Origin of the sequence: Pseudomonas sp. EA_65y_Pfl2_P74 (genome assembly GCF_963970575.1) — a bacterium.
Classification (GTDB): Bacteria; Pseudomonadota; Gammaproteobacteria; order Pseudomonadales; family Pseudomonadaceae; genus Aquipseudomonas; species Aquipseudomonas baetica_A.
In genome coordinates this window covers 123,082-137,320 of sequence record NZ_CAXAOQ010000008.1, presented here as the reverse complement: position 1 = coordinate 137,320, position 14,239 = coordinate 123,082, and the positions used below count along the sequence as shown (strand labels likewise).

Annotated in this window: 14 protein-coding genes; 6 read left to right on the top strand and 8 right to left on the bottom strand. The window is 59.9% G+C overall.

The features are described 5' to 3' along the window. Positions 1–130 precede the first annotated feature (130 nt). The gene (gene rpiA, locus AACY18_RS08395; protein ID WP_339430392.1) at positions 131–805 is read left to right on the top strand and encodes a ribose-5-phosphate isomerase RpiA; all 675 of its coding nucleotides are present in this window, start codon (positions 131–133) and stop codon (positions 803–805) included. A 140-nt stretch (positions 806–945) separates the two neighbouring features. On the opposite strand, the gene AACY18_RS08390 is transcribed toward rpiA, so the two are convergent. The 4 genes from AACY18_RS08390 to AACY18_RS08375 form a co-directional block, all read right to left on the bottom strand. Then, entirely contained in the window at positions 946–1,863 is a 918-nt protein-coding gene (locus AACY18_RS08390; RefSeq protein ID WP_339464673.1) for an SdiA-regulated domain-containing protein, read from the bottom strand. A 106-nt stretch (positions 1,864–1,969) separates the two neighbouring features. Further along, the gene (locus tag AACY18_RS08385; protein WP_339430394.1) at positions 1,970–2,893 is read right to left on the bottom strand and encodes an SdiA-regulated domain-containing protein; all 924 of its coding nucleotides are present in this window, start codon (positions 2,891–2,893) and stop codon (positions 1,970–1,972) included. 267 nt (positions 2,894–3,160) lie between these two features. Beyond that, complete coding sequence (locus AACY18_RS08380) at positions 3,161–3,826, bottom strand: fumarylacetoacetate hydrolase family protein (protein ID WP_339464671.1); 666 nt, start codon at positions 3,824–3,826, stop codon at positions 3,161–3,163. A gap of 41 nt (positions 3,827–3,867) precedes the next feature. After that, positions 3,868–5,262 (bottom strand): FAD-binding oxidoreductase, encoded by a 1,395-nt coding sequence (locus AACY18_RS08375; protein WP_339430395.1) that lies wholly within the window; start codon positions 5,260–5,262, stop codon positions 3,868–3,870. 205 nt (positions 5,263–5,467) lie between these two features. Between AACY18_RS08375 and serA the strand changes: the two genes are divergently transcribed. Further along, entirely contained in the window at positions 5,468–6,697 is a 1,230-nt protein-coding gene (serA, locus tag AACY18_RS08370) for a phosphoglycerate dehydrogenase (RefSeq protein ID WP_339430396.1), read from the top strand. 53 nt (positions 6,698–6,750) lie between these two features. Here serA and AACY18_RS08365 read toward each other — a convergent pair whose 3' ends face one another. Continuing rightward, positions 6,751–7,176: a DUF4399 domain-containing protein gene (locus AACY18_RS08365; RefSeq protein WP_221734096.1), complete on the bottom strand. Its 426-nt coding sequence runs from the start codon at positions 7,174–7,176 to the stop codon at positions 6,751–6,753. A gap of 135 nt (positions 7,177–7,311) precedes the next feature. On the opposite strand from AACY18_RS08365, the gene AACY18_RS08360 reads away from it, so the two are divergent. Then, positions 7,312–7,881 carry a transporter substrate-binding domain-containing protein gene (locus AACY18_RS08360; protein ID WP_339464670.1) on the top strand — a complete coding sequence of 190 codons (570 nt, stop codon included), beginning with the start codon at positions 7,312–7,314 and terminating at the stop codon, positions 7,879–7,881. A gap of 120 nt (positions 7,882–8,001) precedes the next feature. Here the strand turns inward: AACY18_RS08360 and AACY18_RS08355 are convergent, their stop codons facing one another. Both AACY18_RS08355 and AACY18_RS08350 read right to left on the bottom strand, forming a co-directional pair. Next, positions 8,002–8,487, bottom strand: a complete 486-nt coding sequence (locus AACY18_RS08355) for a DUF523 domain-containing protein (RefSeq protein ID WP_339430399.1) — start codon at positions 8,485–8,487, stop codon at positions 8,002–8,004. Position 8,488: 1 nt separating this feature from the next. Then, a complete protein-coding gene (locus AACY18_RS08350; protein ID WP_339430400.1) occupies positions 8,489–9,121 on the bottom strand; it encodes a 2OG-Fe(II) oxygenase in 633 nt (210 codons plus the stop codon). 108 nt (positions 9,122–9,229) lie between these two features. Here AACY18_RS08350 and AACY18_RS08345 point away from each other — a divergent pair, with 108 nt between their 5' ends. After that, a complete protein-coding gene (locus tag AACY18_RS08345) occupies positions 9,230–9,982 on the top strand; it encodes a DUF2059 domain-containing protein (protein ID WP_339430401.1) in 753 nt (250 codons plus the stop codon). 99 nt (positions 9,983–10,081) lie between these two features. Here the strand turns inward: AACY18_RS08345 and AACY18_RS08340 are convergent, their stop codons facing one another. After that, entirely contained in the window at positions 10,082–11,032 is a 951-nt protein-coding gene (locus AACY18_RS08340) for an alpha/beta hydrolase (protein WP_339464668.1), read from the bottom strand. A 98-nt stretch (positions 11,033–11,130) separates the two neighbouring features. Here AACY18_RS08340 and AACY18_RS08335 point away from each other — a divergent pair, with 98 nt between their 5' ends. Together AACY18_RS08335 and AACY18_RS08330 are read left to right on the top strand one after the other, a co-directional pair. Beyond that, the gene (locus tag AACY18_RS08335; protein WP_339430403.1) at positions 11,131–11,709 is read left to right on the top strand and encodes a DUF6436 domain-containing protein; all 579 of its coding nucleotides are present in this window, start codon (positions 11,131–11,133) and stop codon (positions 11,707–11,709) included. Positions 11,710–11,812: 103 nt separating this feature from the next. Continuing rightward, entirely contained in the window at positions 11,813–14,224 is a 2,412-nt protein-coding gene (locus AACY18_RS08330) for a penicillin acylase family protein (RefSeq protein WP_339464667.1), read from the top strand. Positions 14,225–14,239 lie beyond the last annotated feature (15 nt).

Sequence of the window (14,239 nt, the reverse complement as noted above, 5' to 3'; positions counted from 1 at the left end):
CGGTTGGGCAGGGCCAAGGAGTCTAACCCGGCTTTTGCCCGGGCGACCACACGATTGCAGAGGTTTTAGACCCGCTTGGGGCTATAATGCCGGCCTTTCCGTACTCACCTCGCCCGCTTCCGGAGCCCGCATGACCCAGGATCAACTCAAACAGGCAGTGGCTCAGGCCGCTGTCGACTTCATCCTCCCGAAACTCGACGACAAAAGCATCGTCGGTGTCGGCACCGGCTCCACCGCCAACTGCTTCATCGACGCACTGGCCCAGCACAAGGGCGCATTCGATGGCGCGGTCGCCAGCTCCGAAGCCACCGCCGCGCGCCTCAAGGGCCACGGGATTCCCGTCTATGAACTGAACACCGTCAGCGACCTGGAGTTCTACGTCGACGGCGCTGATGAAAGCGATGAGCACCTGAACCTGATCAAGGGCGGCGGCGCGGCCCTGACCCGCGAGAAGATCGTTGCCGCCGTGGCCAAGACCTTCATCTGCATCGCCGACGCCAGCAAACTGGTGCCGGTGCTGGGCGAATTCCCGCTGCCGGTGGAAGTCATCCCGATGGCTCGCAGCCACGTCGCTCGCGAACTGGTGAAACTGGGCGGCGACCCGGTGTACCGCGAAGGTGTACTGACCGACAACGGCAACATCATCCTCGACGTGTTCAATATGCAGATCACCAATCCGGTGGAGCTGGAAACGCAGATCAACGCCATCGTCGGCGTGGTCACCAACGGTTTGTTCGCCGCGCGTCCGGCGGATCTGCTGCTGCTGGGTACGAGTGAAGGTGTGAAAACGCTGAAGGCTGAGTAAGCCAGACTGCCCACATTTTTGTGGGCAGATGCATGCCCCCACCTGTGGGAGCGGGCTTGCTCGCGACAGCGGTGGATCAGTCGACATCTGCGTTGTCTGGTCCACCGCTTTCGCGAGCAAGCCCCATTTTGCAGTGTCAGTCAGTTCTGGGCGGGCTTTTTGAAGACGTAAAACAGGTTTGGCTCACTCACCAGGTACAGCGTCCCGTCGTCATCCATCGCAATGCCTTCTGCCTGCGGCACGGTTTTCTGCAAGCCTTGTCGGCCCTTGCTCAGCGACAGGGTGCTCAACGGGCGCCCACCCACATCCAGCTCCAGAATCAGCCCCGACTCATCCGACAGTGCCAGTAAATGCCCGCTGCGCTCGTCGTATTGCAGGCTCGACAGATCACGCACGAACATGCCGGCATCCCGTTTGGGATTGTTGATCACATGCACCGCGTAGGACTTTTCCGGGTTGAAGTGCGGGAAACCGTGCACTTCGTAGATCAGCATCGGGTCGCGCTCTTTCGCGACAAACAAGCGCTTGCCCACCGAGTCATAAGCCAGCCCTTCAAAACCCTTGTTGCTGCTCGCGTGCACACCCAGGGTCATTTGCTCGGCGTCCGCCGCATCGAGGAACGTGGTGACATCTTCCAGGTGAATCTTGATCAACCGCTGCTGGCGCTCGTCGGTGATCACATAAGTATCGGCACTGATGAACTCAACCGCCTCCGGATCACCAAAGCCGATCAGTGCGATGCGGCGCAGGATTTTGCCCTCCAGCGACAGTTCGACCAGTTCGGCATGTTTGTTGGTGACTGTGAACAGACTGTTGCGCACCGGATCGTAGGTCAGCGCCGACACGTCATCGTCCAGCCCCTCGATTACCCGCGCCTCGATCTCCACCCGATATTGATCCAGACCAATGGCCTCGCTGCTTAGCGGTTGCCACAGGGTGTGCAGATTGAACCAGGCGCGCTCGAACAGGCGCAGGTATTGGCCAATCGCGATCAACGCGATCAGAGCAATCACCGAAAGGGTGACAAGGAGAGGCTTGGGACGGGCAAATCGACGCATGCAGGAGGGCTCGGAATCAAAACAGGCGGATGAAATATCACGCCTGTCTGAAATGAAGCTTAATGGCCACTTGCCTTGGACGACAAGAGCCTCCCCAGCAAGGGCATTACTTCTGCTTTTCGAAGCGATAGAACAGGTTCGGCTCGCTGACCATATACAGCGTGCCTGCCTCGTCCAGGGCCACGCCTTCGGCGCGGGGAATGGTGTTCTTCAAACCGTTGAAGCCGCCAAGCAGGGTCATGAAACTGACTTGCTCGCCCTTCTCGTCCAGCTCCAGCAACAGGTGCGAGTCAGCCGACAACGCTAATGTGTGACCGGTGCGCGGGTCAATCGCCAACGCCGAGAGATTGCGAATGTCGAGCTCATCACTGTCCAGCTTCTGCTTGTCGCCTTTGAGCGTCTGGCTGCCATCGCTTTTCCAGGTGAACAGCACCGGTGGACGCTCCTCGCCCAGCAGGAACTGCTGGTTGCGCGCATCCCAGGTAATCGCTTCGAAAGCTTTGTTCTGGTCTTTCGAGGGGCCAAGGTCGTACTTGGGGAAATTGGCGATGTTCAGCTCACGCGTATCGGCGTCGACCTTGACGATCGACAGCATGTGCAGACGCTCATCGACAATGGCCATCAGGCCGTTTTCCATGATCGTGACGCCTTCCGGGTTGGCCCAGCCCACCAGCGGCATCTTGCGCAGCACATCGCCTTGCAGGGTCAGTTCGACCAGAAACGGGTTCTTGCCCATCACCGAGAACAGGGTTTTGGTCTGCGGGTTGTAGGCCAGATCCGACGCCTCATCCTTCTCCATGCCCGGCAGCGGCTTGGCATCGATGACCACCCGGTAATCCGGCAGCCAGACACTTCCCTTTTGCTCGGCCGGGCTTTCGAAACGCTCCAGTACCCACAGCGCACCGCGATCATCCCAATGCATCAGATACGCCAGCCCATACGCTGCGACGATCACCAGCAATAGCCAGGAATACCAGCGCAGGGCGAAACGTGAGCGGCGAGGGGTTTTGAGCTGAGTTTGAGATGCCATCGAGGGATGCGTTCCGAAAATTCAGGCTATGGGTAATAGCACAAAGAGGCCGGCTCAGACGCCAGAATGACGGAAATTATCCAGACGGGATGTGAAAAAAACGGCAAATGGCGAGATTGTCGTGGTTTGTCCCCGATATTCGGGTCACCACAAACCAATGCGAGAGCGGGCTTGCTCGCGAAGGCGTCGGATCAGTCGACATCTTCGTTGACTGACAAAATGCTTTCGCGAGCAAGCCCGCTCCCACAGGTTTTTGCAGTGTGGCGGTTAGCGCACGCTGCTGGTAAAGCGGCTGGCGCCGACCAGTTCCAGCACGATGTCGTCGCCGACGTTCAGCGGGCCGACGCCTACTGGCGTGCCGGTGAGAATCACGTCACCGGCCTGCAGCGAGAAGCAGCCGGCCATGTGCTGGATCATCGGCACGATCGGGTTGAGCATCGCGCTGCTGTTGCCGTCCTGACGGACTTCGCCGTTGATGGTCAGGCGGATGCCGATGTCGGTGAGGTCAGCGAAGGTGCTGCCGACCACGAACGGTGCAAGCACTGCCGCGCCGTCGAACGACTTGGCGATTTCCCACGGCAAGCCCTTGGCTTTGAGCTCGGCCTGCTTGTCGCGCAGGGTCAGATCCAGCGCCGGAGCGAAACCGGAGATCGCATCGAGCACTTCTTCACGGCTTGGCTTGGTCGACAGCGGCTTGCCGATCAACACGGCAATTTCCGCTTCGTAATGCACCGAACCGCGCTCGGTCGGAATGCTGAAACCGCCTTCCAGCGACACCACGCAACTGCCCGGCTTGATGAACAGCAACGGCTCGGTAGGCACCGGGTTGTCCAGTTCCTTGGCGTGTTCGGCGTAATTACGCCCAATGCACACCACTTTTCCCAGCGGGAAGTGAATACGCGTGCCGTCGACATACTGGTGCTGATAGCTCATTTACCGACTCCTGCCTTCATTGATTCATCAGAGATTGCCAATCAAACCGCGAAAATCTTGCCCGGGTTCATGATGCCGTTCGGGTCGAACACCGCTTTGACCGCTTTCATGTATTCGATTTCGACCGGCGAGCGGCTGTAGGTCAAGTAATCGCGTTTGGTCATGCCCACGCCGTGTTCGGCGGAGATCGAGCCGTTGTACTTCTCGACGGTTTCGAACACCCACTTGTTGACGGTGGCGCATTTGGCGAAGAACTCGTCCTTGCTCAGGCTTTCGGGCTTGAGGATGTTCAGGTGCAGGTTGCCGTCGCCGATGTGGCCGAACCAGACAATTTCAAAGTCCGGATAGTATTCGCCGACAATCGCGTCGATTTCCTGCAAGAACGCCGGCACTTTTGAAACGGTGACCGAGATGTCGTTCTTGTACGGGGTCCAGTGCGAGATGGTTTCGGAGATGTACTCGCGCAGCTTCCATAGGTTCTGCAGCTGGGTTTCGCTCTGGCTCATCACGCCGTCCAGTACCCAGCCCTGCTCGACGCAATGTTCAAAGGTTTCCAGCGCGCTGTTGGCCACTTCTTCAGTGGTCGCTTCAAACTCCAGCAGCGCGTAGAACGGGCAATCGGTTTCAAACGGCGCCGGCACATCACCGCGACCCAGCACTTTGGCCAAGGCCTTGTCGGAGAAGAATTCGAACGCGGTCAGGTCGAGCTTGCCCTGGAAGGCGTGCAGCACCGGCATGATCGAGTCGAAATCAGCGGTGCCGAGGACCATCGCCGTGAGGTTTTTCGGCGCACGATCCAGACGCATGGTCGCTTCAACGACAAATCCAAGGGTGCCTTCGGCGCCAATGAACAACTGGCGCAGGTCGTAACCGGTGGCGTTCTTGATCAAATCTTTGTTCAGCTCCAGCACGTCACCCTTGCCGGTGACCACCTTCATGCCGGCAACCCAGTTGCGGGTCATTCCGTAGCGAATGACCTTGATCCCGCCGGCATTGGTGCCGATATTGCCGCCAATCTGGCTGGAACCCGCCGATGCGAAGTCCACCGGGTAGTACAGGCCCTTTTCTTCAGCGACGTTCTGCAAATGCTCGGTGACCACGCCCGGCTGACACACGGCGGTGCGGTCAGTGAGGTTCACGTCGAGAATCTGGTTCATGTAATCGAATGACACGACCACTTCGCCGTTGGCGGCCACCGCAGCGGCGGACAGCCCGGTGCGCCCGCCCGAAGGCACCAGCGCAACCTTGTGCGTATTGGCCCAACGGACGATGGCCTGCACCTGTTCGATAGTCTTGGGAAACACGATGGCGCTCGGCGCGGGGGCGAAGTGCTTGGTCCAATCCTTGCCATATGTGTTCAGGGAGTCGGCGTCGGTCAGGACCTTGCCAGGCTCGACCAGGGTCTTCAGTTCATCAATCAGGGCAGGATTGGTCATCGACAGAACTCTCGAACAATTCATGGTCATCCTGAGAACGCTTCACGTCGCAGGAATGAGTGTTTAGCGGGGTCGTTATGCTAGCATACCGACCCCGCCGGCCAGTGCCCAAACGCCTGTTCTGCGGTGACGGCTTTCTTGTCGTCCAGGTCAATGTCTGTTGACCATTTCCTGCCATTTTTCTCCGGGATACAGGTTTACGCAGATGAGCAAGACTTCTCTCGATAAGAGCAAGATCAAGTTCCTTCTTCTCGAAGGCGTCCACCAATCGGCTGTCGACGTCCTCAAGGCGGCGGGCTACACCAGCATCGAGTACCTCACAGGTTCTCTGCCGGAAGCCCAGCTCAAGGAAAAGATCGCTGACGCTCACTTCATCGGCATTCGTTCGCGCACCCAACTGACTGAAGAGATCTTCGATCACGCGAAGAAGCTGGTAGCGGTCGGTTGCTTCTGCATCGGCACCAACCAGGTTGACCTGGACGCGGCTCGCGAGCGCGGTATCGCCGTGTTCAACGCGCCGTACTCCAACACTCGCTCCGTGGCCGAGCTGGTGCTGGCCGAAGCGATCCTGCTGCTGCGCGGCATCCCTGAGAAAAACGCGTCCTGCCACCGTGGCGGCTGGATCAAATCCGCAGCCAACTCCTTCGAGATCCGCGGCAAGAAGCTGGGCATCGTCGGCTACGGTTCGATCGGTACTCAGTTGTCGGTTCTGGCCGAAGGCTTGGGGATGCAGGTGTTCTTCTATGACACCGTGACCAAGCTGCCGCTGGGCAACGCGACCCAGGTCGGCAACCTGAACGAGCTGCTGGGCATGTCCGACATCGTGACCCTGCACGTTCCGGAAACCGCTGCGACCCAGTGGATGATCGGCGAGAAGGAAATCCGCGCCATCAAGAAGGGCGGCATTCTGATCAACGCAGCACGCGGCACCGTGGTCAAACTGGACGCCCTGGCGGACGCGATCAAGGACAAGCACCTGATCGGCGCGGCCATCGACGTCTTCCCGGTGGAGCCACGCTCCAACGACGAAGAGTTCGAAAGCCCGCTGCGTGGCCTGGACAACGTGATCCTGACCCCGCACATCGGTGGTTCGACCGCTGAAGCGCAAGCCAACATCGGTCTGGAAGTGGCGGAAAAACTGGTCAAGTACAGCGACAACGGTACGTCCGTTTCGTCGGTGAACTTCCCGGAAGTGGCCCTGCCGGCTCACCCTGGCAAGCACCGCCTGCTGCACATCCACGAGAACATCCCGGGTGTGATGAGCGAGATCAACAAGGTCTTCGCCGAAAACGGCATCAACATCTCCGGTCAGTTCCTGCAGACCAACGAGAAAGTCGGTTACGTGGTGATCGACGTCGACGCCGAGTACTCGGACCTGGCGCAAGAGAAGCTGCAGCACATCAACGGCACTATTCGTAGCCGTGTGTTGTTCTAAGAGCAGCTTCAAGCTTGCAACTAAAAAAAGGGGAGCCCAGCGGCTCCCTTTTTTTATTTCACCGTTACGGTGATCTTTTCCGAAACGATGGGCGGATCGAAAGCCATGTGGCTCTTGTCACCCAGTTCCAACTGCAAAGTGTGCTTGCCTGGCGTCAGCGTCAGTTCGGTTTCAGTCTGGGCCTTGCCGAAATGGATATGGTTGGCGTCTGCCGGAATCACAGCGCCCGCAGGAACACTGCTCTTGGCGTCGACCAGCAGGTGATGGTGGCCAGTGTTAGTCGTGAGATCGCCAGCGGGCGCCAACGCAATGCCCTTTACTGCAAATTTGACCTTGAAGGTCTTGTCGACAACGGCGCCGCTGCTCGGCTCGACGATGCTTACGGAAGCTCCCGCCGGCGCTGGCGTGGCAGCGCTGGCCATCATCGACGCGCTCAACAGAAGACCAGCCAACGCGGCTCGTGACATAAACGTTTTCATTCTCTTCTCCAGTTTTTCCGTAAAATCCGCGTGGTCATGACAACTTCATGACCATTCGTTGTCGAAGGCACTCGACAACCATAGCAAAGCGAGCCTGACTCAGAGCATCGCGATAATGATTTCAAAGGAGTGACCATGCGTTTTCTGCCTGGCCTGATCTGCCTGCTACCCCTTCTGAGCCCGCTGGCTCACGCCGAACTGATTGATGACGTCAACGACCGTGGCGAGTTGCGCATCGCCCTTGAAGCTAATACACCGCCCTTCAATTACAAGCACGACGACAAACTCACAGGGTTCGAGGTTGAGCTTGGGCAAATGCTGGCCAGCGAACTGGATGTTCGCGTCGATTTCATCGTCACCGACGAGGACGATCTGCTCCAGGGCGTTGAAAGCGGCAAGTACGACGTCGCGCTCAATCACATAGCACTGACACCCGAACTCAAGGATCGTTTCGACTTCAGCCAGCCATACAGCCAGATCGATTCGCAGTGGCTGGCGAAGAAGGATGAGCAACCACAATCGATGATGCTGGTGCAGTCACTGACCGAGGACAAGCCGAAAGCGGCCACGCCGGTAGACCTGGCGATTCCGTTTCAAAAGGGTAATCCGGCGTTTCACTCCAGCCTTGAGAGTGCGTTGCAGCGGATCAAGGCGGATGGGCGGTTGGCGGCGTTGTCCGAGAAGTGGTTCACCAAACCCGAGTGAACACAAAACCTGTGGGAGGGGGCTTGCTCCCGAAGGCGTCGTGTCAGTCAATGCAGATGTTGAATGACCCACCGCTTTCGCGAGCAAGCCCGCTCCCACACGGGAATCTGGGGTGGGCTTTTAATCGAGTTGTGTCAGGGCTGTTGCAGCCTGCGGCAATTCAAGTTCACTGAACACTTGCACGCCATGGCGTTTGAGCAGCGCAGCTGTCACGCCTTCACCGCTGACTTTCACTCCACTGAACGTGCCGTCATACGTCAGCAGATTGCCGCACGACGGGCTATTGGCTTTGAGCACCGCCACCCGAATACCGTGCTTGCGCACCAACTCTAGTGCCTGCCGCGCGCCATCGAGAAACTGCGCACTGACATCCTCACCGTCGGTGGTGATGACCGAAGCAACGCCATCCAGCACCTCGCCACCCTGCCCGCCCGGAATCTCCGCTGCCGCCCGTGGCGTCGGTAAACCACCCGCGACTTCCGGACACAACGGCACCACCCGCCCTTCGTCGAGCCACTGTCCGAGCAAATCAAACGGCCCACTGGCCCCGCCGTCGTAGCGCACGCGATGGCCCAACAGGCAGCGACTGACCAGAATCTTGTGCATCTCAGAAAGGCTCGTTGCCACGGCGGCGGAACCAGCCGGTCAGCGACAAGCGCTCGCGGTTTGCCGGAAGCACCTCATGCGGCACTTCGCCAGAAAGAAACACCACCAGACAACCGCCGATGGGTTGTACGTCGTGAACGCGCTCATCACCCAGGTACATGCGCAACTGACCGCCATCCTCAGGCAGCCAGGCCTCGTTGAGATAGATCACCGCCGAAACCATGCGCCGGTCATCGTCGCGAAAACGATCGACGTGCCTGCGATAGAACGCGCCCGGCGGATACAGCGCAAAGTGGCACTCGAAGTCTTCAAGTCCGAGGAACAGCCCCCGGTTGAGCGCCTCGCGCAGGCTGTCCATCAGGTGCAGATAACGGTCGCTGGCCTCGGCCTGCCCCGGGTCGATCCATTGGATATGATCGCCGCGAATACCCTCGCGAATCTCTGAAAAGGGCCCGCGACCGACCGCCGCCGGCGCCAGTTCCCCCTCGGCCTCACGTTTACGGCACTCGGCCGCCAGCTCGCGGGTCAAACCCGCGGGCAGGAAAATGTTCTGCTGCGACCAGCCATGCTCGGCCAGGTCGTCGACGATACGTAACAGCATCGGGTGTTCAGAGGATATTTGCATGGCGCGCATAGTATGCCTGCGACAAGAAATCCGACAGAGCCACGCAGCGGCTTGCTACGAATTCTCGACAAGTACCGACACCGCACGGAGAATAGTGCGCTGCTGACAGGAGTCCCTATGCGCCGTTTGTTTTTTTCACTGTTGATGTTCTGCGTTTTGCCCGCCTGGGCGGACGGCCATGATCAGCTTTACAAGGTCGCCGGCTGGCCAGATCAACGTGCGCACTTCAATGACGCCCTGAGTGCTGCCCAGCAGCGTTATCAAAACAGCCTGCCGCCTGCGGTTTTTCAAGCATTGGTGAGCAACAGCAACCAGCGTTTTGCGCCACAAGCCATGGATCAACGCGCCGAAGCCCAGTTGCGCCAGAACCTTGCCGATCCGAAACCGGCGCTGTCCTTCTTCCAATCGCCGCTGGGTAAAAAAATCGTCGCCGCTGAATTGCTGGCGACCCGGCGCGACCAACTGGCGAAAAATGCCAAAGGTCTGCCCAAGATGCAGGTCAGCGACAGCCGTCTGCTGATCATCGGCCACCTCGCCCAGGCGCTGCCGGCTCGTGAAGCTGGCGCCGAGGTCAGCCTCGCCATTGCGGGTGTGGCGGCCGACAGTTTGAGTTCGATGATTCCGGGACTGCTCGGCGGTGGCCAGGCGCAAGGGATGTTGAATGGTCAGCGCCAGCGGCTGATGGATCAGATCGGCGCCGACATGAACAACACACTGCTCTACGTTTATCGCGACTTGTCGGATGAAGAACTCGAAGAGTTTGCGACGTTTGCCGAGTCGACGGAGGGCAAGGCTTATTATCAAGCGGCGCTGGCGGCGATTCGGGCGGGGTTGGCGGTGGGGCAAAACACTTCGAACCTCGGCCAGTAAACTGCGTCGCCTGACAAGCCGCCTTCGCGAGCAAGCCCGCTCCCACTGTGATCGCGGTCTCCTGTGGGAACGGGCCTGCTCGCGAAGAGGCCCTTGGAATCACTGAGGATTACGCCCCCTGATCCGCTTGTTCAGAAACTCGAAATACTCCTCGCGCATATCAGCCGTCTCATTCGCCAGATGATGCCGCGCCTGCGGCAGCAGCAAAATCTGCGGCCGATCAAACTTCCACTTCAACACCTGCAGGTTGTGCTGCCAGTCCACGGTCATGTCCGCCTGCCCTTGAATGATCAGCGGCCGGCGCGGACTTTTTTTCGCGTACTCGACCCGATTGATCCAGCGTGACAATGCGCCGACCCATGCGGTCGGCAAGCGCTTGGGCTGCAACGGATCGGCCAGCAGAAACGGCAGGAAATCCGGATCGTTGGAGTTCTCGCTGAAGCGCCGGGCAATGCCTCGAACAAACGGTCGCAGCAGGTAATAACTCAACTGCGACCAGCCCCACGCCCGCGGCCGCACCAGGGGCGACAACAGAATCAACTGGCCTTGCGCCGGACTGTTCTCGCCATGGTTGAGCACATGATCGACCACAATCGCCCCGCCCGTACTTTGCCCGCACAAGTGCCACGGCTGCGGCAGGGCAATCGAATGCGCCTCGGCAAACAGGGCTTGCAGGGTGTCCTGATACTCGGAAAAGTCACGAATGCTCGCCCGCACACCGCTCGACAGACCGTGCCCCGGCAAGTCGCAGGCGATCACGGCAAAATCCTGATCCAGCGCCCACTCGATGACATGTCGATAAAGCCCGGTGTGATCGTAAAAACCGTGCAGCAGAAACAGCGTGCCCTTGACCTTTTCCGGCCACCAGCAATGGCTGACCAGTTCATAACCGTCCACCTCGAATCGACCGATGCCGCGCCAGACATCCCGCCCGGGGAAATCGGTTTTATAGAACCGCTGATAGGCCTTTGCCTCCTCCGACAACGGCTGCCACCGGGCCAAAGGCTTGAGGCTGGCACGTAAATGATCGGGATCGAAGGTAGCAGGCATGAGGCAATTCCAGAGCGGTAAACAGACTTTATCGGCCTGCGATATTCATCTGTAGAAGCAAGCATGGCAAGCTAGCCGCCCTCCGAGGAGCAAAATCCATGCGTTCGCCCTACCGCACCGCACTGTTTGCCAGCCTGATCGCGCTTGTCTGCGCCGGGGTGCTGTGGATGGCGTACGACTGGTTTCAGGGCCGCTATCTGCGGGCGTTCAGCGAACACACCGCGGTGTTTTCCGGCGACCCGTTGCGCCTGCCGGATGATCTTGCCGGCCCCGGGCCGATTCGACTGGTGCACTTCTGGGACCCCGCCTGCCCGTGCAACGTTGGCAACCAACAGCACCTGAGCGAGATGGTCGAGCAGTTCAGCGGCAAAGGCGTGGAGTTCTTTGCCGTGCAAAAGCCCGGCAGCCACGGCCAGTTGCCCGCCACGTTGAGCCGCCTGAAAACCATTGCGATATTGCCCGGCTCCGAACAGGTTCCCGCCAGCCCCGCTGTGGCGATTTGGGACCGCAGCGGCAAACTGGCGTACTTCGGCCCCTACAGCGAGGGCCTGACCTGCAACGCCAGTAACAGCTTTATCGAACCGATCCTGAACGCACTGACGGATGATCGCCCGGTCAATGCCACACACACCTTGGCGGTCGGTTGTTATTGTCCGTGGCCGGTCGAGACGCATTAAGGCGTTCCGGACTTTTCAAGGACAGCGATGCACGGCACGGAAGCTCTGTGCTAATTGTTTGCAGCCCGCACGGGCGGCAATCCCGCATTCACAAGGAGTCACCATGAAGCGCGTGTTCACCGTTCTTGCCTTGCTCATCGTTGTCCTGCTCTGTGCGGGCGGCTGGTACGTCTACAGCAAGCAGCCAACGCGAAAGGGCCAGGTTGAACTGCGCCACCTGCAAGGTTCGGTGACCGTGCGTTACGACGAGCGCGGCGTGCCGCATATTCGTGCCGAGAACGAAACCGATCTCTACCGCGCCCTCGGCTATGTCCACGCCCAGGATCGTCTGTTCCAGATGGAAGCCATGCGCCGCCTCGCCCGTGGCGAACTGGCCGAAGTGCTCGGGCCGAAACTGCTCGACACCGACAAACTGTTCCGCAGCCTGCGCATTCGTGAGCGCGCCGCCAGTTACGTGGCCAGCCTCGATCAGCAGTCACCGGCGTGGAAGGGCCTGCAAGCCTATCTGGATGGCATCAACCAATATCAGGACACGCACGCAGCGCCCATTGAGTTCGACGTACTGGGCATCCCCAAACGGCCGTTCACGGCTGAAGACAGCATCAGCGTCGCCGGTTACATGGCTTACAGCTTTGCCGCCGCGTTTCGCACCGAGCCGTTGCTGAGCTATGTGCGCGATCAACTCGGTGCCGATTACCTCAACGTCTTCGACCTCGACTGGCAGCCCAAGGGTGTCTTGGCCAAGGGCCGCAGCAACCCGACGCCAGCCCTCGCGGCTGGCGACTGGAAAGACCTCAGCGCCCTCGCCCGCCTCAGCGAACAGGCGCTGATCGACAATGGTCTGCCGCAGTTCGAAGGCAGTAACGCCTGGGTGATTGCCGGCAACCGCAGCCAGAGTGGCAAACCGCTGCTGGCCGGTGACCCGCATATTCGCTTCTCGGTGCCGTCGGTGTGGTACGAGGCGCAGTTGTCGGCGCCGGGTTTTGAACTCTACGGCCACCATCAGGCGCTGGTGCCGTTCGCGTTTCTGGGGCACAACATGGATTTCGGTTGGAGCCTGACGATGTTCCAGAACGACGATCTGGATCTGATCGCCGAGAAGGTCAACCCGGACAATCCGAACCAGGTCTGGTATCGCGGGCAGTGGACCGACATGGTCAGCACCGAGCAGCAGATTGCGGTGAAGGGCCAGGCACCGGTGACGATCACCCTGCGCCAATCGCCCCACGGCCCGATCGTCAACGACGCACTCGGCAGCGCCGCCGGGAAAACGCCGATTGCCATGTGGTGGGCCTTCCTCGAAACGCCGAACCCGATCCTCGAAGGTTTCTATCAGCTCAACCGCGCCGACACGCTGGCCAAGGCCCGTGCCGCCGCGGCCAAGGTGCAGGCACCGGGGCTGAACCTCGTCTACGCCAATGCCAAAGGGGATATCGCCTGGTGGGCTTCTGCGCTGTTGCCCAAGCGCCCGGCCGGGGTCAAACCGGGTTTCATTCTCGACGGCAGCACCAATCAGGCAGACAAGGACGGTTACTACCCGTTCAGCGCCAACCCGCAGGAGGAAAACCCGGCGCGCGGCTACATCGTCTCGGCCAATTTCCAGCCTGTGTCGCCGACCGGCATGGAGATTCCCGGTTACTACAACCTGGCCGATCGTGGCCAGCAACTCAATCGTCAACTCAGTGACAAGAACATCAAGTGGACCAACGAAGCCAACCAGAAGCTGCAACTGGGCACCACCACCGGCTACGGCCCGCGTCTATTGGCGCCGCTATTGCCAGTGTTGCGCGAAGTGGTGACGGACCCGGCCGAGCGCAAACTGATCGAGCAACTGGCGCAGTGGCAAGGCGACTATCCGCTGGATTCGGTCAGTGCGACGGTGTTCAACCAGTTTCTCTATGACCTGGCTGATGCGGCGATGCGTGACGAGTTGGGCAATGATTTTTTCCAGACGCTGCTGTCGACGCGGGTGATCGATGCCGCGCTGCCACGCCTGGCGGCCAACGCCGACTCGCCGTGGTGGGACAACCGCAACACGCCGAACAAAGAGACCCGCGCCGATACCGTGCGAGCGGCGTGGCAGGCGAGCATGAAGCACCTGAAGCTGACCCTCGGCGACGACGTTGGCGGGTGGAAATGGGGCATGGCGCACACCCTGACCCACGGGCATCCGCTGGGACAGCAAAAGCCCCTGGATCGCATCTTCAACGTCGGCCCTTTCGCGGCGCCGGGCAGCCATGAAGTGCCGAACAACCTCTCGGCGAAGATCGGCCCGGCGCCGTGGCCAGTGACTTACGGGCCCTCGACGCGGCGCCTGGTGGACTTCGCCGACCCGGCTCACGGCTTGACCATCAACCCGGTCGGCCAGAGCGGCGTGCCGTTCGACAGTCACTATGACGATCAGGCTGAAGCGTATGTGGAAGGGATGTATATGCAGGCGCATTTCAGCGATGAGGAAGTCATGGCCAATACCCGCAGTACCTTGAAGCTGTTACCGGCGCGGGCTGCCCAGTAGTTCCAGGCTGGCTGG

Excerpts from the sequence above, each read along its gene's own strand:
- rpiA (WP_339430392.1), top strand. The coding sequence starts at position 131 with ATGACCCAGGATCAACTCAAACAGGCAGTGGCTCAGGCCGCTGTCGAC.
- AACY18_RS08365 (WP_221734096.1), bottom strand. The coding sequence starts at position 7,176 with ATGAAAACGTTTATGTCACGAGCCGCGTTGGCTGGTCTTCTGTTGAGC.
- AACY18_RS08390 (WP_339464673.1), bottom strand. The coding sequence starts at position 1,863 with ATGCGTCGATTTGCCCGTCCCAAGCCTCTCCTTGTCACCCTTTCGGTG.
- AACY18_RS08335 (WP_339430403.1), top strand. The coding sequence starts at position 11,131 with ATGCGTTCGCCCTACCGCACCGCACTGTTTGCCAGCCTGATCGCGCTT.
- AACY18_RS08375 (WP_339430395.1), bottom strand. The coding sequence starts at position 5,262 with ATGACCAATCCTGCCCTGATTGATGAACTGAAGACCCTGGTCGAGCCT.
- AACY18_RS08345 (WP_339430401.1), top strand. The coding sequence starts at position 9,230 with ATGCGCCGTTTGTTTTTTTCACTGTTGATGTTCTGCGTTTTGCCCGCC.
- AACY18_RS08330 (WP_339464667.1), top strand. The coding sequence starts at position 11,813 with ATGAAGCGCGTGTTCACCGTTCTTGCCTTGCTCATCGTTGTCCTGCTC.
- AACY18_RS08350 (WP_339430400.1), bottom strand. The coding sequence starts at position 9,121 with ATGCGCGCCATGCAAATATCCTCTGAACACCCGATGCTGTTACGTATC.
- AACY18_RS08340 (WP_339464668.1), bottom strand. The coding sequence starts at position 11,032 with ATGCCTGCTACCTTCGATCCCGATCATTTACGTGCCAGCCTCAAGCCT.
- AACY18_RS08355 (WP_339430399.1), bottom strand. The coding sequence starts at position 8,487 with ATGCACAAGATTCTGGTCAGTCGCTGCCTGTTGGGCCATCGCGTGCGC.
- AACY18_RS08380 (WP_339464671.1), bottom strand. The coding sequence starts at position 3,826 with ATGAGCTATCAGCACCAGTATGTCGACGGCACGCGTATTCACTTCCCG.
- serA (WP_339430396.1), top strand. The coding sequence starts at position 5,468 with ATGAGCAAGACTTCTCTCGATAAGAGCAAGATCAAGTTCCTTCTTCTC.
- AACY18_RS08385 (WP_339430394.1), bottom strand. The coding sequence starts at position 2,893 with ATGGCATCTCAAACTCAGCTCAAAACCCCTCGCCGCTCACGTTTCGCC.
- AACY18_RS08360 (WP_339464670.1), top strand. The coding sequence starts at position 7,312 with ATGCGTTTTCTGCCTGGCCTGATCTGCCTGCTACCCCTTCTGAGCCCG.